The organism is Methylibium sp. Pch-M (assembly GCF_004136295.1).
Taxonomy (GTDB): Bacteria; Pseudomonadota; Gammaproteobacteria; order Burkholderiales; family Burkholderiaceae_C; genus Methylibium; species Methylibium petroleiphilum.
In genome coordinates this window covers 708,356-733,736 of record NZ_CP029606.1, presented here as the reverse complement: position 1 = coordinate 733,736, position 25,381 = coordinate 708,356, and the positions used below count along the sequence as shown (strand labels likewise).

The following is a 25,381-nucleotide window of genomic DNA, read 5'->3' as shown; positions in this document are numbered from 1 at the left end:
ACGGCATCGGTCGATCGATGTGTAAGTTCTAATTGACAGTTTTATATGTCATGCCAAAAATATTTGGCATGACACGGCCGGCATTGTCCGCAGTGATCGAGCTCTTCAAGCCGATCACCTGGTTCCCTCCGATGTGGGCGTTCGGCTGTGGCGTGATCGCTTCGGGCGTGCCGGTCTCGGGCCGTTGGCCGGTGATCGTCGTCGGGGTCCTGCTGGCGGGGCCGCTGGTCTGCGCCACCAGCCAGGCGGTCAATGACTGGTTCGACCGCCATGTCGACGCGATCAACGAGCCACAGCGGCCGATCCCCTCCGGGCGCATGCCCGGTCGCTGGGGTCTTGGCCTGGCGATCGGCTGGACCGGGGTGTCGCTGGCGGTCGCGAGCCTGCTCGGCCCTTGGGGCTTCGGCGCGGCAGTCGTTGGTCTGCTGCTGGCGTGGGCTTACAGCGCGCCGCCGTTGCGGCTGAAGGAAAACGGCTGGTGGGGCAACGCGGCCTGCGGTGTCTGCTACGAAGGCCTGGCCTGGGCGACAGGCGCGGCGGTGATGGCCGGCGGCAGCATGCCGAGCGGCCGCTCGCTGCTGCTCGCGGCGCTCTACAGCGGCGGGGCGCACGGCATCATGACGCTCAATGACTTCAAGTCGGTCGAGGGCGACCGGCGCCTGGGTGTCGGCTCGCTGCCGGTGCGGCTGGGCGTGCAGCCGGCCGCGCGCGTGGCCTGCTGGATCATGGGGCTGGCGCAGCTGCTGGTGGTGCTGGCCCTGGTGTCCTGGGGGCAACCGGTGCCGGCGCTGGTCGTCGGCCTGCTGTTGATGCTGCAGTTGCTGATGATGGACCGCTTTCTCGACAGCCCGAGCGAACGGGCCACCTGGTACAGCGGCTTCGGTGTCCCCTTGTTCGTCGCCGGCATGATGGTCAGCGCCTTCGCGCTGCGCTCGCTGGAAGCGGGGCGCGCATGACGGTGCCGCCGGCTTTCGGCTGGGGCCGCATCCTGCGGCTCGGCCTCATGCAGGCCGCGCTGGGCGCGGTGGTGGTGATGACCACGTCGACGCTCAACCGCGTGATGGTGGTCGAACTCGCGCTGCCTGCGCTGCTGCCTGGCCTGCTGGTGGCGATCCACTATCTGGTGCAGGTGGCGAGGCCGCGCATGGGCTACGGCTCCGACCTCGGCCGACGCCGCACGCCGTGGATCGTCGGTGGCATGACCGTGCTGGCGACGGGCGGCGTGGCCGCCGCGGTGGCTACCGCCTGGATGGGCCGCGATGCGACGGCCGGCATCGCGCTGGCCGTGGTGGCCTTCCTGATGATCGGTCTGGGCGTCAGCGCCAGCGGCACCTCGTTGCTCGTGCTGCTGGCCAAGCGCGTTGCGCCGTCGCGCCGTGCCGCGGCCGCCACCGTGGTCTGGCTGATGATGATCGCGGGCTTCGCGGTGACGGCGGGGCTCGCCGGCAAGCTGCTCGACCCCTACACGCCGTGGCGCCTCGTGCAGGTCTCGTTCGGCGTCTCCGTGATCGCCCTCGCCGTGACCCTGATCGCCCTGCATCGGCTCGAGGGCGACGATGCGGTGCCGGACGGGGTCATGGAGGCGCCGGTGACGGCGCGCCCATCGTTCCGCGACGCGCTCGCGCAGGTCTGGACCGAGCCGGCGGCACGCCGCTTCACGCTCTTCATCTTTGTCTCGATGCTCGCATTCAGCGCCCAGGACCTGATCCTCGAGCCGTTCGCCGGCACCGTGTTCGGCTACTCGCCCGGGGCCTCGACGCAGTTGTCGGGGGTGCAGCACGGCGGTGTGCTGGCCGGCATGCTGCTCGTCGCTGCGGCCGGCAGTGGCGTGGCGGGACCGCGCTGGCGTTCGCTTCGCGCCTGGACGGTGGGCGGCTGTCTGGCGTCCGGCGTCGCGTTGATGGGGCTGGTCCGGATCGGACTGAGTGGTGACGGCACGTGGCTGGGGCTGACCGTCTTCCTGCTCGGCGCCGCGAACGGCGCCTTCTCGATCGCTGCCATCGCCTCGATGATGCGGCTGGCCGGCCAGGGCCGGCAGTCCCGGGAAGGGACTCGCATGGGCCTGTGGGGTGGGGCACAGGCGGTGGCCTTCGGGCTGGGCGGACTGGTCGGCACGACCGCGAGCGACGTGGCTCGCTGGCTGGTCGGCACGCCGGCGCAGGCGTATGCCACCGTGTTCGCGCTCGAGGCGCTGCTGTTCGTCGGTGCCGCGCTGCTCGCGGCGAGGGTCGAGACCGCGCCAGCGCGGGGAAACCGGTCGCTCGACGCTGCATCGGGCGTCGGCATGGAAGCGAGGTGAGGTGATGCAGGCTTCTTCTTCGACCACTTTCGATGCCGTGGTGATCGGCGGCGGGCCCGCCGGTGCCACGGCGGCGCATGACCTCGCCCGCCGCGGCCGCAGCGTGCTGCTGCTCGATCGTGCCGGGCGCACCAAGCCGTGCGGCGGAGCAATTCCGCCACGGCTGATCCGCGACTTCGAGATTCCCGACGAACTGCTCGTGGCACGTGCCACGTCGGCACGCATGGTGTCGCCGACCGACAAGCGGGTCGACATCCCGATCGAGAACGGCTTCGTCGGCATGGTCGACCGCGACGCCTTCGACGAATGGCTGCGCGCGCGTGCCGCCGGTGGCGGTGCGCAACGGCGGATCGGCAGCTTCGAGCGGCTCACGCGCGACGACGACGGTGTGAGCGTCGTGCACTACCAGGCCCGAGAGCGGCCCGGCGACGCCGCCAGCGTGCCGCGCAGCGTGCGTGCGCGCTGCGTCATCGGTGCCGACGGCGCGCGCTCGGCGGTGGCCCGCCAGGCCATCGCGGGCGCCGAGCGCAACCCCTGCGTGTTCGCGTACCACGAGATCGTCCGCGCACCGCCCGCCAAGCCGGTCGGCTACGACGGTTCGCGCTGCGACGTCTACTACCGCGGCAGCCTGTCGCCCGACTTCTACGGCTGGGTCTTTCCTCATGGCGACACGCTGAGCATCGGCACCGGCAGCGCCGACAAGGGTTTCTCGCTGCGCGCCGCCGTCGGCCGCCTGCGCTCCGACTCGGGCCTGCAGGGCGCCCAGACGCTGCGCCGCGAGGGGGCACCGATCCCGATGAAGCCGCTGCGGCGCTGGGACAACGGCCGCGACGTGCTGCTGGCCGGCGACGCGGCGGGCGTGGTCGCGCCGGCCTCGGGCGAGGGCATCTACTACGCGATGGCCTCCGGGCGCCTCGCGGCCGAGGCGGTCGAGTCGGCGCTGCAGACCGGCGACGGCCGCTGCCTGCGGCAGGCGCGGCGGCGCTTCATGAAGGCGCACGGCACGGTGTTCCGCGTGCTCGGCGTGATGCAGTGGTTCTGGTACTCCAGCGACCGCCGCCGCGAGCGCTTCGTCACGATCTGCGAGGACCGCGACGTGCAGCAGCTCACCTTCGAGTCGTACATGAACAAGGAACTGGTCCGCAAGAAGCCGATGGCCCACGTACGCATCTTCTTCAAGGACATGGGGCACCTGCTGGGGCTGGTGCGCGCATGACCTCACGCGGTGGTCTCCTCAAGCCTGTCCTGATCGCGGCGGCCGCCGCGCTCGCGGTGGCCGGCCTCGGTGGCTTGATGACCGATCTGGGCCCCTGGTATCAGCGGCTCGTGCAGCCGCCCTGGAAGCCCCCCGACTGGCTGTTCGGCCCGGCGTGGACGGCGATCTTCGCGCTGGCGGCCATGGCCGGCGTGATCGCGTGGCGCCGCGCGCCGCGGCGGGTCGACCGGGAGTGGATGCTGGCGCTGTTCGCGCTCAATGGCTTTCTGAACGTGCTGTGGAGTCTGCTGTTCTTCCGCCTGCACCGGCCCGACTGGGCGCTGTTCGAGGTGTTGCTGCTTTGGCTGTCGATCCTGCTGCTGATTGGGGTGCTGGCCCGTTATGCGCGTATCGCGAGCCTGCTGCTGCTGCCCTACCTCGCGTGGGTGGCGTTCGCCGGTTTCCTGAACCTCGCGACCGTCCGGCTCAACGGCCCGTTCGGTGCCTGAGGTCGCCGTGCTCGAAGGCCTATCGAGCGCCACCGTCATCGATCTGGTGATCGGCCTGACGCTGTTCGAAGGCCTCGCGCTGGCGCTGTACCACCGTCGGACCGGCAAGGGCGTGGCGGTCGGCGACTTTGCCGTCAACCTCGTGTCGGGGCTGTGCCTGATGCTGGGCTTGCGAGAGGCCCTGACTGGCGCCTCCCCGCTCTGGATCGTGATGTATTTGGCGGCGTCAGGTCTCGCGCATGCGGTCGATGTACTGCTCAGGTGGCAACGGTGAGCATCAAGTCCATTTGAACGCGCTGCGGTTGGCGGCAATATGGCCGTATTGTCGGTTTGTTGCTTTCTGCTCTGCGCCGATCGGGTCGTCGAAAAGGAACAATCGTGACGAAATGGACTCCACCACGGCGAGAACAACTTTCCGACCGACAGACCGTCCGCGAGAGGGTCGTCGTCATGACGAAGCAATGCGGCGCTGGGTGAAGCAGGTCAAGGGGCTGGTCGAACGGGTATGGCAGCGCTGGGTCCCGCGGCGCGCGATCCACGACATCGCCATCCGCAGACTGAGTGCTGCCGAGGTCGATGCCGTGCAGCGAGCGATTCCGGCCCCGCTGGTGTCGCCGTACTCGTCGAGCTTGCAGGAGCAGGCTGGCGGTGATCTCGACATCCTGGTGGCGTGGTATCGCGGCGTTCCGATCGGCATCGGCTTCGTCGGATGGCGTCGCCAGCATGCGCCGCAGATCACGCAGCGCTGGCGCGATATCCCCGAGATCTATCGCCTGTTCGTCCCGTTGCGCTACCGGTCCCTGGGGGTGGGCTCGCGGCTGATGGACGAGATGGAGTCGCTGGCGGCCGCCCGTGGCTGCGAGGCCATCGGCCTGGGCGTCAGTCACGGCAACCCCCGTGCGCGTGCGCTGTATGAGCGCCGCGGCTACGATGCCGACGCGGTGGAGTTCCTGAACGAATACGCCGTGGTCGATCGCCAGGGCCGCTCACAGACGATCAGCGATCGCTCGGTCTATTTGGTCAAGCGAGTCCATGGCAAGTCGGCTGCAGGCTGCACGGCGTCCAGGAACGAGGACAGTCCGCGCCGAGCTCTCGAAACTTGGTGCCGGTGAAGAGAGTCGAACTCCCGACCTTCGCATTACGAATGCGCTGCTCTACCAACTGAGCTACACCGGCAAGGTCTTTTCAGACCCTCGGAGCGTTGATGCCGCTCCGGGAAAACGCAGATTCTAGCCGATGGCGTGGCACTACTTCAGGTCGAAGACAGCCAGCCTTTTCGGCACCGCCACGTTCTTCAGGCTCACGTAGCGCGGCAGGCCGTTGGTGAAACGCGGATAGTCCTCGCCCTGGATCAGCGGTCGCAGGTAGCGGCGGCACTTCTCGGTGATGCCGAAGCCGTCCTTGGTGATGAAGTCGCGCGGCATGAACTTCTCGACGTTGGCCACCTTCGCCAGCGGCGCCATGCCGATGCGGTACTTGTACGGCGCATCGGCCAGGCGCTCGATCGTCGGCATCACCGCGTTGTGGCCCTGCAGCGCCAGCTCGACCGCCTTGCGCCCCAGCGCGTAGGCCTGGGTCACGTCGGTCTTCGACGCGATGTGGCGCGCCGAGCGCTGCAGGTAGTCGGCCACGGCCCAGTGGAACTTGTGGCCGAGCGCCTGCTTGATGAGGTTCGCCACCACCGGCGCTGCGCCGCCGAGCTGCGCGTGACCGAAGGCGTCGCGCGCACCCTGCTCGGCGAGGAAGCTGCCGTCCGCGTGGTGGCAGCCCTCGGACACCACCACGGTGCAGTAGCCGTGCTGCTTGACGAGCTGGTCGACGCGGGCGAGAAACTTCGGCTCGTCGAACACGATCTCGGGGAACAGGATCACCACCGGGATGCCCTGCTCCTCGACCAGGCCACCAGCCGCGGCGATCCAGCCGGCATGGCGGCCCATGACCTCGACGACGAACACCTTGGTCGAGGTCTTGGCCATCGAACGCACGTCGAACGAGGCCTCCAGCGTCGACACCGCCACGTACTTGGCCACCGAGCCGAAGCCGGGGCAGCAGTCGGTGAAGGCGAGGTCGTTGTCGATGGTCTTGGGCACGTGGATCGCCTGCAGCGGGTAGCCCATGGCCTCCGACAACTGGCTGACCTTGAAGCAGGTGTCGGCCGAGTCACCGCCGCCGTTGTAGAAGAAGTAGCCGATGTCGTGCGCGCGAAACACCTCGATCAGGCGTTCGTACTCGCGCCGGTTCGCCTCGAGCGACTTGAGCTTGTAGCGGCAGGAGCCGAAGGCGCCCGACGGCGTGGAGCGCAGCGCGGCGATCGCCGTGGCCGACTCCTTGCCGGTGTCGATCAGGTCCTCGGTCAGCGCGCCGAGGATGCCGTCGCGGCCGGCGTAGACCTTGCCGATGCGGTCCTTGTGGCGGCGCGCCGTCTCGATCACGCCGCAGGCCGAGGCGTTGATGACGGCCGTCACCCCACCCGACTGGGCATAGAACGCGTTTCTCTTTCTCTCTGCCATCGAATCGTCCTCCGCAGTGGTGACGTCGCGGCCGCCGCCGTCAGCCCGCTTCGCGATGGTAGGCGCTCGCGCGCTCGACCTCGTTCTTCGAGCCCAGGATCACGCTGACGCGCTCGTGCAGCTGGCTCGGCTGCAGGTCGAGCACGCGCTGCTTGCCGTTGGTGGCCGCGCCGCCGGCCTGCTCGACGATGAAGCCCATCGGGTTGGCCTCGTACATCAGCCGCAGCTTGCCGGCCTTGGCCGGCTCGCGCTTGTCCCAGGGGTACATGAAGACGCCGCCGCGGCACAGGATGCGGTGCACGTCGGCCACCATGCTGGCGACCCAGCGCATGTTGAAGTCCTTGCCGCGCGGGCCGTCCTTGCCCTGCAGGCATTCGTCGATGTAGCGCTGCATCGGCGGCGCCCAGTGGCGCTGGTTGCTCATGTTGACCGCGAACTCCCTGGTGTCCTCGGGGATGCGCACCTCGTCGGCGGTGAGCACCCACGAGCCCTGCTCGCGGTCCAGCGTGAACATCGCGACGCCGTCGCCGACGGTCAGCACCAGCGTGGTCTGCGGGCCGTAGACGCAGTAGCCGGCGGCCACCTGCGCGCTGCCGGGCTGCAGGAAGTCCTGGGTGCTGACGCCGGGGGTGTCGCTCTGCTTCTTCAGCACCGAGAAGATGGTGCCGATGCTGACGTTGACGTCGATGTTGCTCGAGCCGTCGAGCGGGTCGAACAGCAGCAGGTACTCGCCCTGGGGGTAGCGGTTGGGCACGACGTGGATGCTGTCCATCTCCTCGCTGGCCATGGCCGCGAGCGCGCCGCCCCATTCGTTGGCCTCGATCAGCACCTCGTTGGCGATGATGTCGAGCTTCTTCTGCACCTCGCCCTGCACGTTCTCGCTGCCGGCGCTGCCGAGCACGCCGCCCAGCGCGCCCTTGTTGACGCTGATCGCGATGCTCTTGCAGGCGCGCGCCACCACCTCCAGCAGCAGGCGCAGCTGAGCGGGGATGCGGCCGCGCTCGCGCTGCTCCTCCACCAGGTATTGCGTGAGGCTGATGCGTCGGGTCATCTCGGGGTTCCTTCGGGCGTGAGAGGGGGAGGAGGGGGGAGGTCAGTCCTGCAGAGCGCGCGTGACGATCTCGCGCGTGTCCTCGGACAGCTCCGGCCGGGCCGCCACGCGGGCGATCGCCTCGCGCGCGGCGCTGCGGTAGGGTTCGGCCAGCGCACGCCAGCGGTCGAGCGCGCGCGCCAGCCGCGAGGCGAGCTGCGGGTTGATGGCATCGACCTCGCACACCCGCTCGGCCCAGAACACGTAGCCGGCGGCGTCGCGGCGGTGGAAGGCGGCCGGGTTGTTGAGGAACAGCGTGGCCAGCACGCTGCGCGCCCGGTTCGGGTTGCGCAGCGAGAAGTCGGCATGCTGCAGCAGGGCCTTGGCCCGCGCGAATACGCGGCCGGCGTGCGTGCCGACCGGCTCGCTCGCGCCGGCCTGCAGCGCGAACCACTTGTCGATCACCAGCGCCTCGCCCTTGAACAGCGCATGGAAGCGCTCCAGCGCCGGCACCGCCAGCTCGGCGTGGGCGTTCACCAGAGCCGACAGCGCACCGAAGCGGTCGGTCATGTTGCCAGCGTCCTTGAAGCGCTGGTAGGCCCGGCCGGGCCAGACGGTGTCGCCGCTGGTGGTGGCGTCGAGCACCAGCATCGCCAGCGCCAGGTTGGCCAGCGCGCGCTGGCCGGCGCTGTGTGCGTCGGGCGAGTAGCCACCCGCGGGCTGGTGGTGCTCGTAGGCCCAGACCCAGTCGTCGCGCAGCGCCTGCGCGAGCTGCAGGCGTGCGGCCTCGCGCACCGCATGCACACGCTGCGGGTCGATCTCCGCGCCCAGCCGCTCGCCCACATACGTCTCGGTCGGCAGCGTGAGCGCGAGCTCCTTGAAGGCGGCGTCGAGCGAGGGGTCGCGCAGCAGGCTGCGCATCGCCGCCACGAAGGGTTCGTCGAGCACCGGCGTGCCGTCGTCCGGCCGCTGGGCCGCCGCGAGCAGGCGGCGCAACGCGAGCTGCTGGCCGGCCTCCCAGCGGTTGAAGGCGTCGCCGTCGTGGGCCAGCAGCACCAGCAGCTGGGCGTCCGTCAGCGCGGCGTCCAGAACCACGGGCGACGAGAAGCCGCGCAGCAGCGAGGGCACGGGTTCGGACTCGACGCCGACGAAGGTGAAGGCGGCGCTCGGCTGGTCGAGCACCAGCACGCGGTCGGTGCCGCCCGCGGCCGGTTCGGACTCGAGCTGCAGCGGCAGCGCCCGGCCGTCGTCGGCGGCCACCAGGCCGATCGCGACCGGAATCACCCACGGCTGCTTGTCGGGCTGGCCCGGCGTGGGCAGGCCGCGCTGCGTGAGTTCGAGCGTGTAGCGGCGGGTTTCGGCGTCGTAGCGGCCGCGCGCGGCGAGCTGCGGCGTACCGGCCTGCGCGTACCAGCGCTTGAAGGCGTCCAGCCGCCCTGCCAGCGCGCTGCCGGGGTTGGCGTCGGCGATCGCCTGCGCGAAATCGTCGCAGGTCACGGCCTGGCCGTCGTGGCGCTCGAAGTAGCGCTTCATGCCGGCGGCGAAGCCCTCGCGACCGACCAGCGTGTGCATCATCCGCACCACCTCGGCGCCCTTCTCGTAGACGGTGGCGGTGTAGAAGTTGTCGATCGCCTGGTACTGGTCGGGCCGCACCGGGTGGGCCATCGGGCCGGCGTCCTCGGAGAACTGCACCTGGCGCAGCAGGCGCACGTCCTGGATGCGCTGCACGGCGCGGGCGCTGGCGGCGCCCGCCATGTCCATGCTGAACTCCTGGTCGCGGAAGACCGTGAGCCCTTCCTTCAGCGACAGCTGGAACCAGTCGCGGCAGGTCACGCGGTTGCCGGTCCAGTTGTGGAAGTACTCGTGGCCAACCACGCTCTCGACGTGCGCGAAATCGAAGTCGGTGGCGGTGGCGGCGCTGGCCAGCACGAACTTCGTGTTGAAGATGTTCAGGCCCTTGTTCTCCATCGCGCCCATGTTGAAGTCGCTGACCGCGACGATCATGAAGCGCTCCAGGTCGAGCGACAGGCCGAAGCGCGCCTCGTCCCAGGCCACCGAGGCGATCAGCGAGTTCATCGCGTGTTCGGTCTTGTCGAGGTCGCCGGCGCGCACATAGACCTGCAGCAGGTGGTCCTTGCCGGAACGGCTGCGGATCTTCTGCTCGCGCATCACCAGATCGGCCGCGACCAGCGCGAACAGGTAGCTCGGCTTCGGGAAGGGGTCGTGCCACTTCGCGCAGTGCTTGCCGCCGTCGAGTTCGGCCTGCTCCACGAGGTTGCCGTTCGACAGCAGCACCGGGTAGGCCTTGGCATCGGCCTTCAGCGTGACGGTGTAGACCGCCATCACGTCGGGCCGGTCGAGGAAGTAGGTGATGCGGCGGAAGCCCTGCGCCTCGCACTGCGTGAAGAACCCGCCGCCGGAGGTGTACAGGCCCGACAGCTGGGTGTTCTTCGCCGGTGCGCAGGTGTTGCGCAGCTCGAGCGTGAAGCGGCCGTCCGGCAGGCCGTCGAGCACCAGTTGCGCGCCTTCGACGCGGAAGGAGATGCTCTCGCCGTTGACCAGCACCCGCGTGAGGTTGATGTCCTCGCCGTCCAGGCGCAGCGGCTGCGTCGGCAGGTTGGGGTTGCGCTCGACCTCCATGCGGTTGATGACCAGTGTCTTCTGCGGGTCCAGGTCGAACGTGAGGTCGACGCTGCGGATCCAGTAGGCCGGGGCGCTGTAGTCCTCGCGGCGGACGAGGGGAGCGGTGCCTTCGCGCATGTGCGGTGTCTCCAGGGGAACTTCGTGGGGTCGAGCGGGATGCGGGCTCAGACGCCCTGCTTCAGGCTGGCCTCGATGAAGGCGTCCAGGTCGCCATCGAGCACCTTCTGCGTGTTGGAGATCTCGACGTTGGTGCGCAGGTCCTTGATGCGGCTGTTGTCCAGCACGTAGGAGCGGATCTGGTGGCCCCAGCCGACGTCGGTCTTGGTGTCTTCCAGCTTCTGCTGCTCTTCCTGGCGCTTGCGCATCTCGTGGTCGTAGAGGCGCGAGCGCAGCCGCTTCCAGGCCACGTCGCGGTTGCTGTGCTGGCTGCGGCCGTCCTGGCACTGCACGACGATGCCGGTCGGGATGTGCGTCAACCGCACCGCCGAGTCGGTCTTGTTGATGTGCTGGCCGCCCGCACCGCTGGCGCGGAAGGTGTCGGTCCGGACGTCGGCCGGGTTGATCTCGATCTCGATCGAGTCGTCGACCTCCGGGTAGACGAACAGGGAAGCGAAGCTGGTGTGGCGCCCGCCCGAGGAATCGAACGGGCTCTTGCGCACCAGGCGGTGCACGCCGGTCTCGGTGCGCAGGTGGCCGAAGGCGTAGTCGCCCTCGACCTTGATCGTCGCGCTCTTGATGCCGGCGGTGTCGCCCTCGGTCTCGTCCTCGATGGTGGCCTTGAAGCCCTTGCGTTCGCAGTACTTGAGGTACTGGCGCAGCAGCATGCTGGCCCAGTCGCAGGCCTCGGTGCCGCCGGCGCCGGCCTGGATGTCGATGAAGCAGTTGCTCGGGTCGGCGGGGTTGCTGAACATGCGGCGGAACTCGAGCTGCTCCACCTGCGCGGCCAGCCCCAGCGTCTCGGCCTCGATGGCGCGCAGGCCGTCCTCGTCGCCTTCTTCCTTGCTCATCTCGTAGAGCTCGGCGTTGTCGGCGAGGTTGCGCTCCAGCGATGCGATGGTGTCGACCACCGTCTCGAGCGACTTCTTCTCCCGGCCCAGGGCCTGGGCGTTCTTCGGGTCGTTCCAGACCGTCGGATCCTCGAGCGCGGCGTTGACCTCGCTCAGGCGGCGTGACTTTTCATCGTAGTCAAAGATACCCCCGGAGCTGGGCCGTGCGTTCGCGCAGGTCAGCCAGTTGGTTGCCGAGGGCGTTGATGTGTTCGATGTCCATGGGGTTTCCTTCGTGTTCGGGGCGCGGCGGTTGCGGGCCGCTGATCGATGGATTTTCTCATGCTGCCTCTTGGGCTCGGAGCGGGCGAGGATGAGGGCGGGCCCGGCTGCGCTTAGCGGGGGTACCCGATGCGCTTCGCCGGGCCCGCCCTCATCCTCGCGGGCACCATCGCGGTATGCGCTGTCGAGAAGCACGGGCGGTGCCTGCATGGCGGGGTGCGAGTGGGCGACAGCGCGCATCGGGTACCCCCGCTAAGCGACGGCGCCCACTCGCACCCCGCCATGCTCGCTCCAACACCCGCCACCCTGCATTGCAGGTCACGGCCTCGACAGGAAACGCTCGATGTGCGCCGACAACCGCTCCGGCTGATCGTGATGCAGCATGTGCCCGGCGTCCTCCAGCATCACCCGCTCGATCGACACCGTGGAGGCGATCGAGGCCAGGCGCTCCTCGAAATCGCTGCGCGGGTAGCTGGTGCCCCACCACTTGGCGACGTCGGTCTGCCGCCCCTCCACCCACAGCAGCGGCGCCGTGATGCGGGCCCAGCAGGCCAGCACCTCGTCGACGCGGTAGAGCAGCGGGTTGCTGCGCTTGTGCGCCGGGTCGCCCTGGATCTCCCAGCGTCCTGCCGTCGTCTGGCGTGCCCAGTGCGGCGCCAGCCAGGAGGCGCGTTCCGCGGTGAGCCGTGGATTGTTCTGGCGCAGTCGGCGAGCGACCTCGTCGAGGCTGGCGTAATCGCGCAGGCGCTGCGGCGCCTTCAGTTCGTCGAGCCATCTCGCGTAGCGACCGGGCGCCTGGGCCGGCACGCTGCGCGGCATGCCGAAGCCCTCGAGATTGATCAGTCGGCGGATGCGCGCGGGCCGCACGCCGGCGTAGAGCATCACGATGTTGCCGCCCATGCTGTGGCCCAGCAGGTCGACCGGCTGGTCGGGGGCGAAGTGATCGAGCAGCGCGTCCAGGTCGGCCAGGTAGTCGGCGAACCAGTAGCTGTCGGTGGCTGGCGGCGCCACGCTGCCGCCGAAACCGCGCCAATCGGGCGCGAGCACGAGGCGCGGCGTGGCGAGCGCATCGACCAGGAACTGGAACGACGCTCCGACGTCCATCCAGCCGTGCAGCAGCACCAGCGGCGGGCGGTCGGGGGCGACGAGCGAGGCATCGCCCCAGGCATGCACCTGGTAATGCAGGCCGCGAACCGGCACGCGGAGGACGCGGGACGGGCGCAGGCCGGGAGCGATCGACGAGGAGGACGAGGTCATGCGCGGAGGGTAGCGCGTGTCGCGCGCGGGCGCTGCGCACGGCCGGCCGCGGCGGCACGAGCGCCTATCATCCGGGCCGACGCGACTCCGCCCCCGCCATGCTGCCCCGTTCCAGCCGCCGCACGACCCTCTCGGTCATGATGATCGTCCGCGACGAGGCCGACCGGATCGAGGCCTGCCTGCAGTCGGTGGCCGGCTGGGCGAGCGAGATCGTCGTGCTCGACAGCGGCAGCACCGACGGCACGACCGACATCGTGCGCCGCTACACCGACAAGCTCTGGGTCACCGACTGGCCGGGCTACGGCCCGCAGCGCAACCGCGCGCTCGACCACTGCAGCGGCGAATGGGTGCTGTCGATCGATGCCGACGAGGTGGTCACGCCGGAACTGCGCGACGAGATCGACCGCGTGCTCGACGAGCCGGCGCGCGATTTCACGGTGCTGAAGATGCCGTGGAAGACCTACTTCTTCGGCCGCCCGCTGAAGCACGGCCGCTACACCTCGCCGCAGGCCAAGCTCTTCCTGCGCGAGGGTGTGCGCTACCGCGACCACCAGGTGCACGAGTCGCTGCTGATGCCGCGCCGCAAGGACCGTGTGCTGAAGGCGCCGCTGGAGCATTACTCGTGGCGCAGCTACCAGCACGTGCAGGAGAAGCACCTGAAGTACGGCTGCCTGCTCGCCGGGCAGAAGTTCGCCAAGGGCCACCGCGGCAACCTGGCTTATGCGGCGCTGCGCTTCGGGACCGACTTCCTGCAGCAGTACCTGCTGCGTGGCGGCTTCCTCGACGGCAGCCGGGGCTTCCTGATGGCCGTGATCCTGGGGCAGTACGCATTCCACAAGTACGCGGCGCTGTGGGCGCTGGAGGCGGATGCGGCAACGCCACCGAGCAGGCCGCCGCCGGCGCCATGACGGAGGCCCCGCCGCGCGTCGCGCTGCTGACGCCGACCTACCGCGCCGACCTGCAGCGCTTCGGCCTGCTGCGCGAGGCGCTCGAGGCCCTCGGCTGCGACTGGCCGCACCTCGCGGTGGTGCAGACCGAGGACCTGCCGCTGTTCCGCAATGCGCTGGGCGCCACCCGGGTCGAGTGGATCGCCTCGGCCGAGGTGCTGCCCGCCGAGGTCGAGGCCACGCGACGGCGCCTTTCGGGCTGGCCCGATGGCTACCGCAAGCTGCGCCGCAGCCTGGCCAAGCGCTTCGGCTGGTTTCCGGACGCGGCGAGCGATGGATGGCACGTGCAGCAGATCGTCAAGCTCGCCGTGCCGGCGATCGGGCCGCATACGGCCTATGTCGCGCTCGACTCCGACGTGCTGCCCACCGTGCCTCTGCGCGCCGAGCACTACCTGCACGACGACCGGGCGGCGTTGATGATCGAGTACCAGCCCACCTTCGCGCACTGGGCCGATGCCGCGGCGCGCATGCTGGCGCTGCCGGCCGAGACGGTGCGCCCGGTGAACTTCGTGGCCTGGCCGTTCGTGTTCCACCGCGACACCGCGCGCGGCCTGCACGCCTACCTGGCCCAGGTGCATGGCGGGCGCCCGTGGTGGCGCAGCCTGCTGGGCCAGCGGCCCGGCGAGCTGTCGGAGTTCACGCTCTACGGTGCGTATGCGCAGTTCATCGAGCGGGGCCGCCACCACTTCGAGAGTGCGGCGAACACCGCCACCCGCTTCGTGATCACGCAGCAGCAGCGCGACCAGGCGGCCGCGCTGGTCGAGGCGGCGTTCGACGATCCGGCGGCGCGCTTCGTGCTGCTGCAGGCCAGCCGTCGCTGGCCCGTCGAGCCGCTGGTGCCGCTGGTCCGGCAGCGGCTGCAGCAGGCCGCGACCCGACCGCCGCGCTAGCGACGGCGCGGCCGCAGCAGGCGGCCCAGCGTGTCATAGGTCGCGTTGATGCGCCAGGCCCCGGGCACCTGCCGCGCTGCCCGCCACAGCGCCAGCAGGCGGGTCGTCCGGGGGCGCGAGTGGTCGTCCTGCAGCGCACGCAGCGTCTTGCGCCACTGCAGCGCCGCGAGGGCGTCGCGGGTGTCCGCGTGCAGGGCCTGCAGGGCCGGGTCGTCGAGCAGGCGCGACAGCAGCGCCTGGTGCTCGTCACTGAAGCGCTCGGCGTCGGCGAGCGATTTGGAGGCGCCGTGCAGCCGGAACCACGCCAGCGTGCGATCGCTGTATTGCACGCGAGGAAAGCGCTGCGTGTAGCGGATCAGCAGATCGAGGTCGAAGCGGTAGTGCAGCGTGGCATCGATGCCGGTCTCGCGCAGCGCCGCGGTGCGGTACCAGATGCCCGGCTGGTGCCAGCGCGTGCGCGACTCGATCGGCAGGCGCACCAGGTCGCGTGCCGTCAGTGCGCGGCTGGTGCGCAGGCGGTCGAGCCGGTGCTCGCTGAAGTTCTGCGTGCAGCCGCCGAACAGGTCGGCGTCGCGCACGCGGGCCACCTCCCACAGCGCGCCGGGGGCCAGCAGGTCGTCCGAGTTGATCCAGTTGAACCACTCGCCATCGGCGCGCGCCAGGCCCTTGAGGAGGGCATCGACCTGGCCACGGTCGCGCTCCGACACCCAGCTGGTCAGCCACGGCGCGTAGTGCCGCAGGATGTCGACCGAGCCGTCGGTGCTGCCGCCGTCGATCACGTGGTAGTCGAGCGCCGGATAGCCCTGCTCCAGCACCGAGCGGATGGTGGATTCGAGGAAGGCGGCCTGGTTGTAGGAGGGTGTGACGACGGTGATGCGCGGCGGGTCCGCGGGGCGAGCGGCGGCCGACGGGACCGCGGCGCCGGGCCAGTGGGGCGGCAGCCGGGCAGGGGTCAGCCGCGCGGGCAGTTCGGGAGGGGTGTTCATGGTCTCGCAGCCTAGGCTCGCAGGCGCTGCTGGCGCCGCGCGAATTCGATGGATTCGAGCAGGGTCGACCCGCACAGGCTCCGGCGCTTCTGTCCGCTCTCGACGAGACGTTGCGCCGACGGGCGGACATACGGCGTCGCGAGGGCGGCGCGCATCCGGTCGGCCAGCGACGCCGCGTCGCCTGTTGGAAAGTAGCTGACCCCTTCCTCGGCAATCTCGAGGTTGACCGGGATGTCGGAGAGGATCGAACGCACGCCGAGCGCCACGGCGTCGTACACCGCACCGCCGCCGGGCCCGCCTTCGAAGCGCGTCGGCTGGATCACCGCGACCGCGTCCTTGAGCAGCGAGATCTGGTCGTCCTTGGGGATCAGCCCGAGTATCCGGACCCGCTCGCTGATGCCCAGTGATGCGAGCGACTGCAGCAGGCCCGGGAAGTACGCCGGATCGCGGTGATCCTCCGTCGATCCGGTGCAGACGAGCGTCAGTCCAGGGTGGTCCTTCGCCATCTCGGCGTAGGCACGGAATGCGGTCAGGTGGTCCTTGTGCTGCCAGAACTGGCTGCTGATGATGAAGTAGGCGCCGGCGATGCCATAGCGGGATCGCGTCGCGCTCGAATCGAGCGCGAACCAGTGGGCGGCCGGCGCCGCCCCGAACGGCAGGGGGAACACCCGCGCGGCATGTCCGGGGCAGTAGCGCTCGATGTCCGCGGCGACGTCCCGCGCGTTGACGATGACGCTCGGCGCACGGGACAGCGTGGACCTGAACCGTCGGTCGCGCGAGGCCGACTCGTCCGCCGTGAAGTACTGCGGAAGATGGCGGTGCTGGAAGTCGTAGATGTAGCCGACCCAGGGCACCCGCACCACCGGCTTGAGCGCCGAGTCGGCCGGCAGCAGGGCTTGCAGGCCGAGCCGTTGCGAGGCCCGCGCGATGGCGGCATGTCCGGCCTCGATGCGGTGCACCTGCACGTCCACGCCATGGCCGGAGAAAAGCCGCTCCAAGGGCTCGCCGGCGGGCGAGGGCGGCGCGGGCAGCGGGTGGCCCAGCCATTTGCGGCCGCTTCGCCACAGGGCGCCGGCCCAGCCGCGCTCGTGGAAGCGGCGCCGGGGCTCGGGCAGCAGCGCATGCAACTCCAGCGGTACACCGGTGGCCGCCAGGCTGGCCGTGACCAGCCTGAGAAAGTCCTGGCCGCCCGTCCACCGGACGAAGCCATGGCCGAGCAGACCCAGCTTCAGCATGGGTCACGCAGCCGTCGTGCGGCGACCGCGGCCGGCCTCATCGGCGCCGCCGGGCGGGAACGCCGACATAGACGCCGTCCTCCGCGTCGACCGACCGGACCAGGACCGAGCCGGCGCCCAGCGTGGTCCTGGACGCCACGCTCAGTTTCTCGAGCACCTGGCAACCTGTGCCGGCCAGGCAGCCGTCGCCCATCCTGACGTTGCCGGACACATTGCATCCGGGGTTGAACACGTTGCAGGAACCGATCACCGAGTCGTGGCCGATCGTGGTGTTGAGGTTGAAGACATTGAAATCACCGAGAACGACATCGCACTCCACTGCACTGCCGGCATGGAACAGGTTGCCCACGCCGCACTTCAGGTACTCGGGGCTGACCGTCATGCGGGGGTGGAACAGGTTCGGGAAGCGAAGATGCGTCAGGCTCGACAGCCGCGTCGCCAGCGCCTGGCGGATCCGTGGCGAGCCGATGCCGATCACGACATCCAGGTCGTGCCGGGCATCGAGCAGGAGCTCGTCCGTCCCGACGACCTGGCCGAACGGCATGGCGGTTCTCGCATCGGCCTCGCCTTCGCCGAGGAAGGCGATCTCCTGCCAGGGACCCGTCGCCTGCATCACGGCGTGCGCGAGCTGGGCGACCTCCTTCGCGTAGCCGCCGGTTCCGAGGATGTACAGACGCGAATTCATGCCGACCTGGAACAGAAGCTCGCGATCGTGTGGGCGATGTGGTCGATCTGCTCGCCGCTCAGGCCGGGCCAGCTCGGCAGGTTGATGCCGCGCCACGCCAGGTCTTCCGCCACCGGGTGCTTGCGGTAGCTGCGGGCGTACATCGGCATCGTGTGCACGGGATAGAACAGCGGGCGGGTCTCGATGCCCGCCTCGGCGAGGGCGTTGCGCAGCGGCTCGCGCGCCTCGGCGCGGTCGGCCAGGATCGACACCATCCAGTAGCTGTGCCGCGTGTCGGGCGCCTCGGCGTGCAGTTCGATCGGCAGGCCGGCAAGACGACGGGTGTACTGCAGGGCCAGATCCCGCTTGCGCGCGATGATCTCGTCGGCCCGCTCCAGTTGCGCGAGGCCGATGGCTGCGGCGATGTTCGTCATGCGGTAGTTGTAGCCGACCACGTCGTGCCAGTACTCGCGGTGCGCGGCCAGGCCCTGGCCCTTGAAGTGGCGCGCGCGTTCGTTCAGGGTCTTGTCGTTCGTGACCACCATGCCGCCCTCGCCGGTCGTGATGGTCTTGTTGCCGAAGAAGCTGAACGTGGCGATGTCGCCGAAGGTCCCGGCGTGCCGGCCGGCGTACGTCGACCCGAAGGCCTCCGCGCAGTCCTCCACGAGGAACAGGCGGTGCTCGCGCGCGATCGCGGCCAGCGCGGCCATGTCGCAGGTCTGACCGTAGAGATGGACCGCGAGGATCGCGCGCGTGCGCGGCGTGATGTGGCGCTGCACATCCTCCGGGTCCATCTGCCAGCTGCTGCGCAGCGAATCCACGAAGACGGGCGTGGCGCCGGTGTACGCGATGGCGTTGACCGGCGCGATGTAGGTGAGCGTGGGGACGATGACCTCGTCGCCCGGCCCGATGCCCAGCGCCAGCAGGGCCAGGTGCAGGGCGACCGTGCCGTTGCAGACGGAGGCGGCGTGCTCGACCCCGATGTACGCCGCGAAGGCCGACTCGAACTCCCCGACGAAGCGGCCGCGCGAGGAGATCCACGACGAGTCGATGCACTCGTTGACATAGGCTTTGACGTTCCCGCCGAGGTCGGGGCGGTAGACGGGAATCCGGTGCTGGTTCATCGGGAAGCTCCGAGGGGCGGGTGGCGCCGAGTCTGGACGGCGGGATTGTCGATCACCCGGCCACCGCCCCGACGCAGGCGCGGTACACGGCCAGGTTGCCCTCCACCATCGCATCCACCGAAAATTCGTCCAGCACCAGCTGCCGTCCCGCCGCACCATAGCGAGCCCGCAGCGCGGGGTTGCCGAGCAGGTTCGTCAGGTGCTGCGCCAGCGCCGCGGCGTCCCCGGGTTCGATCAACTCGCCGTTCAGGCCCGGCCGCACGATCTCCGGGATGCCGCCAGCGCGTCCGGCCACGATCGGCAGGCCGCAGGCCGCTGCCTGCAGCAGCGCAACACCCAGACCCTCCATCTCGGCCGGATGCACCATCACGTCGATGCACGGCAGCACGCGCTCCAGATCCCGTCGGAAGCCGGGGAACAGCACGCGCTCGCCGAGGCCGGCCTCGCGCACCAGTTGCTGGGTGGCCGGCAGTTCCGGACCCTGCCCGAACAGCAGCGTGCGGGTGCGCGGGTGCGCCGCCAGCACGGCCGGCAGCGCGGTCAGCAGCGTGCGGTGGCCCTTGCGCGGGATGAATTGCGCCGCCATCGCGAGCGTGCTCTCGTCGTCGGCCAGGCCGAACTCCGCGCGCAGCCAGGCGCGCTCGGCCGGTTCGGGGCGGTAGCGCCCGGTGTCGACCGCGCTGTGCACGCACACCACCTGGCCGGCCGACAGGCCTTCGCCCAGCAGCACCTGGCGGATGCCCTCGGAGATGGCGATCACGCGTGCGTAGAGGCGGTACTTGCGTTTCACCCACCAGCGCGGTTCGGGGTTGTCGACCCGGCGGCTCAGGACGGCCGGCACGCCTTCGCGGCGGGCCGCCAGGCCGCCCCACAGGTCGCTGCCGCGCCGGCTGTGCAGGTGCACGACGTCGGGGCGTTCCTCGCGGATCAGTGCCCGCAGGCGCCCGACCATGCCGAAGTCGGCGTCGCCCTTCATGGCGATCTCGTGCACCCGCAGCGCATGCGGGCGCGCCGCCTCGGCGATCGCACTGCCTTGCGGGCAGACCAGCACGGCCGGTTCGCCGCGGGCCTTCAGGCCTTGCAGCAGGAACACCACCTGCAACGCCCCGCCGTAGAGATGCCGGCCGGCCTCGACGTGCAGGCTCTTCATGCCACCGGCTCCAGCAGGCGCGAGGCTTCGGCGAACACGCGGTCGACCTCGAAGGCGCGCATGCAGTCGTAGCGGCCGTCGCAGGTCGGGTGGCGCTGGCAGGGCGAGCAATCGAGTTGCGCGTAGAGCACCACGCTGCGCGACGTCCTCGGGTCGCGGTAAGGGCAGGTCGATCCGAACAGCGCGACGGTCGGGACCTCGAGCGCGGTGCCCATGTGCGTGAGCCCGGTGTCGACACCGATCAGCAGCGTTGCGCCCTCGATCGCGGCCACCGTTTCGTCGAGTTTCAGGGCGCCGGCCAGATCGACCAGGCCGGGCACGCCGGACGCGATGCGGGCTGCGGCCACGCGGTCGGCGGGGCCGCCGAGCAGCACCGGTACCAGTCCGGCGTCTCGACAACGCCGCGCCAGGGCCTGCCAGCGGTCCTCGAACCAGTGCTTCTGCGGGCGCGTCGTGAAGGGGCACAGCGCCACGTAGCGCACGCCCGCAGGTACGCCGACCGCAGCCAGTCGCTCGTGGGCCCGCGCGCGCGGCGCGGCGCCGACCGCCAGGTCGAGCCGGAAGCTGCCGTCCGCGGCGCCGAGGTGCCGGGCGAGGTGGCGGTACTCGGCCCCGATGGGGCGTGGACCGGTATCGGGCGGCGGGACGACGCGCTCGGTGGCGAGGTGGTGGCTCTGTTCACGACCGATGAGGCTGAGGCGCCGCGGCGCGCCGCTGAGCCAGGACCAGAGGGCGCTCTTCAGCAGCCCCTGGGTGTCGAGCGCGAGGTCGAAGCGCTGCGCCCGCAGCGCGCGGCGAAACGCGCGAAAGCGGCGCCACAGCTCGGCGTAGCGGCGCGCGCGCCACAGCTGCTGCCACTCGGCGCGCGGCCATACGATCACTTCGTCGAGGCGCGGGTTGTGCGCCAGCAGCGGGGCCGCCGCCGGCTCGACCAGCCAGGCGATGCGGGCCTCGGGGTGCAGCGCGCGCAGTGCCGGGATCAGCCCCGAGGCCATCACCACATCACCGATCGCCGACAGCCGCACGATCAGGATGCGCTTCATGAGCCGGCGGCCTCTCCTGCCGCCGGCAGTCCGTCGTCGGCGAACTGCAGGCGGTGCAGGCGACTGTAGATGCCGCCGCGCGCCAGCAGCTCCGCGTGGCTTCCGACCTCGTGGATGCGGCCCTGGTCCAGCACCACGATGCGGTCGGCGTTGACGATGGTCGACAGCCGGTGCGCGATGATCACCGTGGTGCGGCCGCGCTTGAGGTTCTCGATCGCGGCCTGGACCGCGCGCTCGCTCTCGGTGTCGAGCGCCGAGGTGGCCTCGTCGAGCAGCAGCACCGGGGCGTCCTTCAGCAGGGCGCGCGCGATCGCGAGGCGCTGGCGCTGGCCGCCGGAGAGGCGCGCGCCGTTCTCGCCCACCGGCGTCTGCAGGCCCTGCGGCAGCGCGCGGATGAATTCCATCGCGTGGGCGGCCTCGGCCGCCGCCACGATCTCGTCCTCGCTCAGGTGGCGCTGCGCGCCGTAGGCGATGTTCGCCGCCACGGTGTCGTCGAACAGCACCGTGTGCTGCGTCACCAGCGCGAGGTTGGCGCGCAGGTCGGCCAGCCGGAGCTCGCGCAGGTCGATGCCGTCGAGGCGGATGCTGCCGGCGTCCGGCACATAGAAGCGCGGGATCAGCGCCATCAGCGTGGTCTTGCCGCTGCCGGAGGCGCCGACCAGCGCCACCGTCTCGCCCGGGCGGATCTCGAGGTCGATGCCGGCGAGGGCCTCGCGCTCGGCCTGCGGGTAGCGCAGGCGCACGCCCTCGAACTGCAGGCGGCCCTGCGCGCGCGCCAGCGTGCGCGTGCCGGCATCGGGTTCACCTGGCGTGTCAAGGATCTCGAAGATGCTCGCGGCGCCGGCCAGGCCGCGCTGCAACACCTCGTTGACATTGGACAGGCGCTTGAGCGGCGCCAGCAGCAGCGCCATCGCGCCGAAGAAGGAGACGAAGCCGCCGACCGTGATCTGGTTGTTCTGCGACTGCAGCGCCGCGTAGTAGATGATCGCGGCCAGCGCGAGCACGGCGATGCCCTGCACGATCGGGCCGTTGGCGGCCGCCGTGCTGACCACCTTCATCGTGTAGTGGCGCAGCTCGTGGGCCACGCGGGCGTAGCGTTCGGACTCGTAGGCGGCGCCGCCGAACACCTTGATCTCGCGGTGCGCGCCGATCGCCTCGTCCATCACGCGCGTCATCTCGCCCTGGGTGCGCTGCTGTCCGCGGCTCAGGCCGCGCAGGCGCCGGCTGACGGCGCGGATCACCCAGGCGATCAGCGGCAGCACCGTGAAGAACACCAGCGACAGACGCCAGTTCAGGTAGAGCATGTAGCCCAGCAGCCCGAGCACCGTGAGGCTGTCGCGCACGATGGTGATCAGTGCGGTGGTGATCAGCGGCGTGACCTGGGCCGCGTCGTAGGCCAGCTTCGAGAGGGTGGCGGCTCCGGCGTGGGCGTCGAAATAGCTGGTGGGCAGGCTGAGCAGCTTGTCGAAGGCGCGGGTGCGCAGGTCGACCAGCATCTTGTTGGCCACGCTGTGGAGCGCGACCGTCTGACTGAAGTCGGCCAGGCCCCGCACCAGGAACAGCAGCACGATCAGGAAGGGCATCGCGTGGATGGCCCAGGGGTCCTTGTTCACGAAGCTGCCGTCGAGCAGTTCCTTCAGCAGCGCGGGCAGCGCCGTCTCGGTGGCCGCGTAGGCGACCATGGCCAGGACACCGAGCGCGAAGATCCGCCAGTACGGGCGGACGAAGCCGAACAGGCGACGGTAGATGTTGGAATCGGAAGGAGTCACGGCGCGATGTCGAGGGCGGACCGATTGTCCACGTTTCGAGCCGATGCCCGGCCCGTGGCCGGGCCGGCGTCGTCCGCTCAGGCCGGCGCCTGGAAGCCGCCGCTGCGGTAGGTCAGGACCAGCGTGTCGCGATGGGCCGGCACCGCCGGGTCGGCGGGGTCCAGCGGCAGCAGCGGCGTGCTTTCGTGGATCACCTGCTGGTCGTCGAGCAGCAACACGGTCCACGGCTGCTCAAGGGTGAAGCGCACGCCCTGCGGGCCCGCCGCGTCGAACACCCGGGTCTCGCCGCCGCGCACGCCCTGCCGGCCGATGAACACCACCGCGACGAAGTCGACGCCATCGCGGTGGGCGCCTTCCGGCGTCGGGCGGCCGACGCCCCCTTCGGTGTCGATGCGGAAAGGATGGGCCTCGATGTACCAGCGGCCTCCCTGCGGCGCGCGCAGCTTGGCGAACAGCTCGCCGAGCGCGACGAGCAGGGCGCTCCACGAGGGCAGGTGGATCATTTCGTTCGACAGCGGCTCGAACCAGCGCTCCATGCCGCCGTGCAGCGCGTTGTAGGTGGTCGGTTGCCAGTGGGCGCGGTGCGGCACGGTCTCAAGCTGGCCGGGCTGCAGGGTCTGGATGAAGCAGCCGTGGCGGCGGTGCCGGTAGTGGCCGCCGTCCTTCAGGTGCAGGTCCGGAGCCAGTTCGTCCCAGTACGGCAGCATCGCGTCGAAGGCGTCGAGCGGCATGCCGGTCAGGGTCTCCAGCGCGGTCGGCGTCAGCACGCAGAAGCCTTGGGCACGCAGACGCTGCAGCGCGGTGGCGCGGCCGAGGGGCAGTTCGATGTCGACGTGCATGGCAGGAGGGAGGCGTAGAGACGTGGGTCCGGCAGGCTGGCGCCGCAATCTAGCATGCGGTGCGCACGCCTTCCTTCCCCAGGATCGTGTCGCGCGGCGCGATGCCGGCGCGCGTCAGGCAGACTCCCGGGCATGAGCCGCAGAGACCACGCCAGCGAGACGCCGGCCACCGCGCTGCTGAAGCGCGCGAAGCTGGCCTACACCGAGCACCTGTACGACTACGTGGAGCGTGGCGGCACGGCCGAGTCGGCGCGCCAGCTCGGCGTCGAGGAGCACCACGTCGTCAAGACGCTTGTGATGCAGGACGAGCAGGCCCGGCCGCTGATCGTGCTGATGCACGGCGATCGCCAGGTCAGCCTGAAGGCGCTGGCACGCGAGATCGGCTGCAAGCGGGTCGAGCCGTGTGCGCCCGAGGTCGCGCAGCGCCACAGCGGTTACCTGGTGGGCGGTACCTCGCCCTTCGGCACGCGCAAGCCCATGCCGGTCTACGTGGAGGCCGGCGTGCTGGAGCTGCCGAAGATCTACCTCAACGGCGGCCGGCGCGGCTACCTGGTCGGGCTGGATCCGCGGCGCGCGGCCGAACTGCTGGGGGCCGTGCCGGTGCGTTGCGCGGGCTGACGCCGTGGCCGGCGGCGGCAGAATACGTGCCATGGCGTCCTTCCTCCCCGTGCTTGCCGCGCTCGCGGCCTACCTGCTGGGCTCGCTGTCGTTCGCAGTCATCGTGAGCCGCGCCGTCGGTCTGTCCGATCCGCGCAGCTACGGTTCCGGCAACCCCGGCGCGACCAACGTGCTGCGCTCGGGCCACAAGGGCGCCGCGATCGCCACGCTGCTGCTCGATGCGCTGAAGGGTGCGTTGCCGGTGCTGCTGGTCGAGCACTACGGTGCGCCCTACGGCCTGGAGGAGGGCAGCGCGGCCCTCGTCGGCCTGTCCGCGTTCGTCGGCCACCTGTGGCCGGTGTTCTTCGGCTTCAAGGGCGGCAAGGGCGTCGCGACCGCGGCGGGCGCGCTGCTGGCGCTCAACCTCTGGCTCGGCCTGGCGACGCTGCTCACCTTCGTGATCATCGTCGCCTTCTTCCGCTACGTGTCGCTGGCGTCCATCGTCGCGGCGGCCTTCGCGCCCTTCTACCAGCTGCTGATCTGGGGCGCCGGGCCCGCAGCCCTGGCGATTGCGGTGATGAGCCTGCTGCTCGTCTGGCGCCACGGCGCGAACATCAGGAAATTGCTCGCCGGCACCGAGAGCCGGCTGGGACAGAAGACTTCACCTTCCAGAGGACACTCATGAGCATTCAACGTTTCGATGTCGGCACCCGCCTGTCGGAGATGGCCGTCCACCGCACCGGCGAGGGCGGCACCGTCTACCTCGCCGGCCAGGTGGCCGCCGACGCCAGCCAGGACATCCGTGGCCAGACCGCCCAGGTGCTGGCGGCCATCGACGCCTTGCTGGCCCGTGCCGGCACCGACAAGCGGCGGCTGCTGCGCGTGGAGATCTTCCTCCCCGATCTGGCCGATTTCCCGGCGCTGAACGAAGTCTGGGAAGCCTGGCTGCCGGCCGGCGAAGCGCCGCCGCGTGCCACTGTCCAGGCCATGCTGGCCAAGCCGGCGTGGAAGGTCGAGATGGTGGTCACGGCGGCGCTGTGAAGCGCGAGCGTCTCAAGGGAATCACCTGGCTGACCCTGGCCGTGCTGGCCCTGGTCGCCGGCGTGATGGCGCGGCCGGCCTGGCGGGCCTGGAAGGACTACCAAGATGTGGTTGCCACGGCCGAGGTGGTGGCGAAGGCGAAGGCCGGAGACATCTTCATGTACTCCGCCACGTATTGCGGCTACTGTGATGTCGCCAAGCGATGGTTGGCGCAGCAGAAGGTGCCCTATGAATCGTGCGAGATCGACCGCGATCCGGTGTGTGAGCAACGGTTCCGGGCGTTGCCGGCGCACGCGACACCAACGATGGTGGTGCGCGGTCAGGTCCAGACAGGCTTTCGGCCTGCACTCCTGGCCCAGGCCTTGCGCTGAGCCGTTCGCGACGC

25 protein-coding genes and 1 tRNA gene are annotated in these 25,381 nt (G+C 70.2%); 12 read left to right on the top strand and 14 right to left on the bottom strand.

The features are described from left to right. Positions 1–68 precede the first annotated feature (68 nt). The 6 genes from chlG to C1M51_RS03460 all read left to right on the top strand — a co-directional run bounded on the left by chlG (position 69) and on the right by C1M51_RS03460 (position 5,115). Entirely contained in the window at positions 69–956 is an 888-nt protein-coding gene (gene chlG, locus C1M51_RS03485) for a chlorophyll synthase ChlG (RefSeq protein WP_129448250.1), read from the top strand. Continuing rightward, entirely contained in the window at positions 953–2,299 is a 1,347-nt protein-coding gene (locus C1M51_RS03480; protein WP_129448249.1) for a BCD family MFS transporter, read from the top strand. The genes chlG and C1M51_RS03480 overlap by 4 nt, the downstream gene beginning before the upstream one ends. Positions 2,300–2,303: 4 nt before the next feature. Beyond that, positions 2,304–3,515, top strand: coding sequence for a geranylgeranyl diphosphate reductase (locus tag C1M51_RS03475; RefSeq protein ID WP_129448248.1), 1,212 nt, complete (start codon positions 2,304–2,306; stop codon positions 3,513–3,515). Next, on the top strand, positions 3,512–4,003 hold the full coding sequence (locus C1M51_RS03470) for a TspO/MBR family protein (protein WP_036230484.1): 492 nt from the start codon (positions 3,512–3,514) through the stop codon (positions 4,001–4,003). Before C1M51_RS03475 ends, C1M51_RS03470 begins: the two co-directional genes overlap by 4 nt. Beyond that, entirely contained in the window at positions 3,996–4,277 is a 282-nt protein-coding gene (locus C1M51_RS03465) for a hypothetical protein (protein WP_242499955.1), read from the top strand. Before C1M51_RS03470 ends, C1M51_RS03465 begins: the two co-directional genes overlap by 8 nt. 199 nt (positions 4,278–4,476) lie before the next feature. After that, a complete protein-coding gene (locus tag C1M51_RS03460) occupies positions 4,477–5,115 on the top strand; it encodes an N-acetyltransferase (RefSeq protein WP_165349645.1) in 639 nt (212 codons plus the stop codon). Here the strand turns inward: C1M51_RS03460 and C1M51_RS03455 are convergent. The 6 genes from C1M51_RS03455 to C1M51_RS03430 form a co-directional block, all read right to left on the bottom strand. After that, a tRNA-Thr gene (locus C1M51_RS03455) sits at positions 5,104–5,179 on the bottom strand. The two genes, C1M51_RS03460 and C1M51_RS03455, sit on opposite strands and share 12 nt — an antisense overlap. A 71-nt stretch (positions 5,180–5,250) precedes the next feature. Continuing rightward, positions 5,251–6,513 (bottom strand): 6-phosphofructokinase, encoded by a 1,263-nt coding sequence (locus C1M51_RS03450; RefSeq protein ID WP_129448246.1) that lies wholly within the window; start codon positions 6,511–6,513, stop codon positions 5,251–5,253. A 40-nt stretch (positions 6,514–6,553) separates the two neighbouring features. After that, on the bottom strand, positions 6,554–7,564 hold the full coding sequence (locus C1M51_RS03445; RefSeq protein WP_129448245.1) for a class 1 fructose-bisphosphatase: 1,011 nt from the start codon (positions 7,562–7,564) through the stop codon (positions 6,554–6,556). A gap of 42 nt (positions 7,565–7,606) precedes the next feature. Further along, on the bottom strand, positions 7,607–10,303 hold the full coding sequence (gene pepN / locus C1M51_RS03440; protein WP_129448244.1) for an aminopeptidase N: 2,697 nt from the start codon (positions 10,301–10,303) through the stop codon (positions 7,607–7,609). A 47-nt stretch (positions 10,304–10,350) separates the two neighbouring features. Beyond that, positions 10,351–11,455, bottom strand: a protein-coding gene (prfB, locus tag C1M51_RS03435) for a peptide chain release factor 2 (RefSeq protein ID WP_129448243.1) whose coding sequence is annotated in 2 segments (ribosomal slippage) — positions 10,351–11,373 and positions 11,375–11,455 — 1,104 coding nt in all. Because the reading frame shifts where the segments join, the coding sequence is not laid out codon by codon here. A 317-nt stretch (positions 11,456–11,772) separates the two neighbouring features. Then, a complete protein-coding gene (locus C1M51_RS03430) occupies positions 11,773–12,711 on the bottom strand; it encodes an alpha/beta fold hydrolase (protein ID WP_129448242.1) in 939 nt (312 codons plus the stop codon). 98 nt (positions 12,712–12,809) lie between these two features. On the opposite strand from C1M51_RS03430, the gene C1M51_RS03425 reads away from it, so the two are divergent. Beyond that, positions 12,810–13,619: a glycosyltransferase family 2 protein gene (locus C1M51_RS03425; RefSeq protein WP_129448241.1), complete on the top strand. Its 810-nt coding sequence runs from the start codon at positions 12,810–12,812 to the stop codon at positions 13,617–13,619. Further along, on the top strand, positions 13,616–14,548 hold the full coding sequence (locus C1M51_RS03420) for a DUF6492 family protein (protein ID WP_129448240.1): 933 nt from the start codon (positions 13,616–13,618) through the stop codon (positions 14,546–14,548). Before C1M51_RS03425 ends, C1M51_RS03420 begins: the two co-directional genes overlap by 4 nt. Here the strand turns inward: C1M51_RS03420 and C1M51_RS03415 are convergent. The 8 genes from C1M51_RS03415 to C1M51_RS03380 form a co-directional block, all read right to left on the bottom strand. Then, the gene (locus C1M51_RS03415) at positions 14,545–15,534 is read right to left on the bottom strand and encodes a glycosyltransferase family 2 protein (protein WP_129448239.1); all 990 of its coding nucleotides are present in this window, start codon (positions 15,532–15,534) and stop codon (positions 14,545–14,547) included. The genes C1M51_RS03420 and C1M51_RS03415 overlap by 4 nt on opposite strands. Before the next feature lie 11 nt (positions 15,535–15,545). Next, positions 15,546–16,769, bottom strand: a complete 1,224-nt coding sequence (locus C1M51_RS03410) for a glycosyltransferase (protein WP_129448238.1) — start codon at positions 16,767–16,769, stop codon at positions 15,546–15,548. Positions 16,770–16,806: 37 nt separating this feature from the next. Continuing rightward, positions 16,807–17,454 (bottom strand): acetyltransferase, encoded by a 648-nt coding sequence (locus tag C1M51_RS03405; RefSeq protein WP_129448237.1) that lies wholly within the window; start codon positions 17,452–17,454, stop codon positions 16,807–16,809. After that, positions 17,451–18,557 (bottom strand): DegT/DnrJ/EryC1/StrS aminotransferase family protein, encoded by a 1,107-nt coding sequence (locus tag C1M51_RS03400; protein WP_129448236.1) that lies wholly within the window; start codon positions 18,555–18,557, stop codon positions 17,451–17,453. The genes C1M51_RS03405 and C1M51_RS03400 overlap by 4 nt, the downstream gene beginning before the upstream one ends. 52 nt (positions 18,558–18,609) lie before the next feature. Further along, entirely contained in the window at positions 18,610–19,707 is a 1,098-nt protein-coding gene (locus C1M51_RS03395) for a glycosyltransferase (protein WP_129448235.1), read from the bottom strand. Continuing rightward, on the bottom strand, positions 19,704–20,750 hold the full coding sequence (locus C1M51_RS03390) for a glycosyltransferase family 9 protein (RefSeq protein WP_129448234.1): 1,047 nt from the start codon (positions 20,748–20,750) through the stop codon (positions 19,704–19,706). The genes C1M51_RS03395 and C1M51_RS03390 overlap by 4 nt, the downstream gene beginning before the upstream one ends. Then, on the bottom strand, positions 20,747–22,519 hold the full coding sequence (msbA, locus tag C1M51_RS03385; RefSeq protein ID WP_036248704.1) for a lipid A export permease/ATP-binding protein MsbA: 1,773 nt from the start codon (positions 22,517–22,519) through the stop codon (positions 20,747–20,749). The genes C1M51_RS03390 and msbA overlap by 4 nt, the downstream gene beginning before the upstream one ends. 77 nt (positions 22,520–22,596) lie before the next feature. Next, entirely contained in the window at positions 22,597–23,358 is a 762-nt protein-coding gene (locus C1M51_RS03380) for a 2OG-Fe dioxygenase family protein (RefSeq protein ID WP_129448233.1), read from the bottom strand. Between the two features lie 132 nt (positions 23,359–23,490). Between C1M51_RS03380 and C1M51_RS03375 the strand changes: the two genes are divergently transcribed. The 4 genes from C1M51_RS03375 to C1M51_RS03360 are packed head-to-tail and all read left to right on the top strand — an operon-like array spanning position 23,491 to position 25,367. Then, the gene (locus C1M51_RS03375; RefSeq protein WP_129448232.1) at positions 23,491–23,976 is read left to right on the top strand and encodes an aminoacyl-tRNA deacylase; all 486 of its coding nucleotides are present in this window, start codon (positions 23,491–23,493) and stop codon (positions 23,974–23,976) included. A gap of 31 nt (positions 23,977–24,007) precedes the next feature. Further along, a complete protein-coding gene (gene plsY / locus C1M51_RS03370) occupies positions 24,008–24,640 on the top strand; it encodes a glycerol-3-phosphate 1-O-acyltransferase PlsY (protein ID WP_129448231.1) in 633 nt (210 codons plus the stop codon). Continuing rightward, entirely contained in the window at positions 24,637–24,996 is a 360-nt protein-coding gene (locus C1M51_RS03365; RefSeq protein ID WP_129448230.1) for a RidA family protein, read from the top strand. The genes plsY and C1M51_RS03365 overlap by 4 nt, the downstream gene beginning before the upstream one ends. Beyond that, complete coding sequence (locus C1M51_RS03360) at positions 24,993–25,367, top strand: glutaredoxin family protein (RefSeq protein ID WP_129448229.1); 375 nt, start codon at positions 24,993–24,995, stop codon at positions 25,365–25,367. The genes C1M51_RS03365 and C1M51_RS03360 overlap by 4 nt, the downstream gene beginning before the upstream one ends. Positions 25,368–25,381: the final 14 nt, after the last annotated feature.

Bases quoted from the DNA above. Each gene is read 5' to 3' on its own strand.
- chlG (WP_129448250.1), top strand. From the start codon at position 69: ATGACACGGCCGGCATTGTCCGCAGTGATCGAGCTCTTCAAGCCGATC.
- C1M51_RS03480 (WP_129448249.1), top strand. From the start codon at position 953: ATGACGGTGCCGCCGGCTTTCGGCTGGGGCCGCATCCTGCGGCTCGGC.
- C1M51_RS03475 (WP_129448248.1), top strand. From the start codon at position 2,304: ATGCAGGCTTCTTCTTCGACCACTTTCGATGCCGTGGTGATCGGCGGC.
- C1M51_RS03470 (WP_036230484.1), top strand. From the start codon at position 3,512: ATGACCTCACGCGGTGGTCTCCTCAAGCCTGTCCTGATCGCGGCGGCC.
- C1M51_RS03450 (WP_129448246.1), bottom strand. From the start codon at position 6,513: ATGGCAGAGAGAAAGAGAAACGCGTTCTATGCCCAGTCGGGTGGGGTG.
- C1M51_RS03445 (WP_129448245.1), bottom strand. From the start codon at position 7,564: ATGACCCGACGCATCAGCCTCACGCAATACCTGGTGGAGGAGCAGCGC.
- pepN (WP_129448244.1), bottom strand. From the start codon at position 10,303: ATGCGCGAAGGCACCGCTCCCCTCGTCCGCCGCGAGGACTACAGCGCC.
- C1M51_RS03430 (WP_129448242.1), bottom strand. From the start codon at position 12,711: ATGACCTCGTCCTCCTCGTCGATCGCTCCCGGCCTGCGCCCGTCCCGC.
- C1M51_RS03425 (WP_129448241.1), top strand. From the start codon at position 12,810: ATGCTGCCCCGTTCCAGCCGCCGCACGACCCTCTCGGTCATGATGATC.
- C1M51_RS03420 (WP_129448240.1), top strand. From the start codon at position 13,616: ATGACGGAGGCCCCGCCGCGCGTCGCGCTGCTGACGCCGACCTACCGC.
- C1M51_RS03415 (WP_129448239.1), bottom strand. From the start codon at position 15,534: ATGAACACCCCTCCCGAACTGCCCGCGCGGCTGACCCCTGCCCGGCTG.
- C1M51_RS03410 (WP_129448238.1), bottom strand. From the start codon at position 16,769: ATGCTGAAGCTGGGTCTGCTCGGCCATGGCTTCGTCCGGTGGACGGGC.
- C1M51_RS03405 (WP_129448237.1), bottom strand. From the start codon at position 17,454: ATGAATTCGCGTCTGTACATCCTCGGAACCGGCGGCTACGCGAAGGAG.
- C1M51_RS03400 (WP_129448236.1), bottom strand. From the start codon at position 18,557: ATGAACCAGCACCGGATTCCCGTCTACCGCCCCGACCTCGGCGGGAAC.
- C1M51_RS03395 (WP_129448235.1), bottom strand. From the start codon at position 19,707: ATGAAGAGCCTGCACGTCGAGGCCGGCCGGCATCTCTACGGCGGGGCG.
- C1M51_RS03390 (WP_129448234.1), bottom strand. From the start codon at position 20,750: ATGAAGCGCATCCTGATCGTGCGGCTGTCGGCGATCGGTGATGTGGTG.
- C1M51_RS03380 (WP_129448233.1), bottom strand. From the start codon at position 23,358: ATGCACGTCGACATCGAACTGCCCCTCGGCCGCGCCACCGCGCTGCAG.
- C1M51_RS03375 (WP_129448232.1), top strand. From the start codon at position 23,491: ATGAGCCGCAGAGACCACGCCAGCGAGACGCCGGCCACCGCGCTGCTG.
- plsY (WP_129448231.1), top strand. From the start codon at position 24,008: ATGGCGTCCTTCCTCCCCGTGCTTGCCGCGCTCGCGGCCTACCTGCTG.
- C1M51_RS03365 (WP_129448230.1), top strand. From the start codon at position 24,637: ATGAGCATTCAACGTTTCGATGTCGGCACCCGCCTGTCGGAGATGGCC.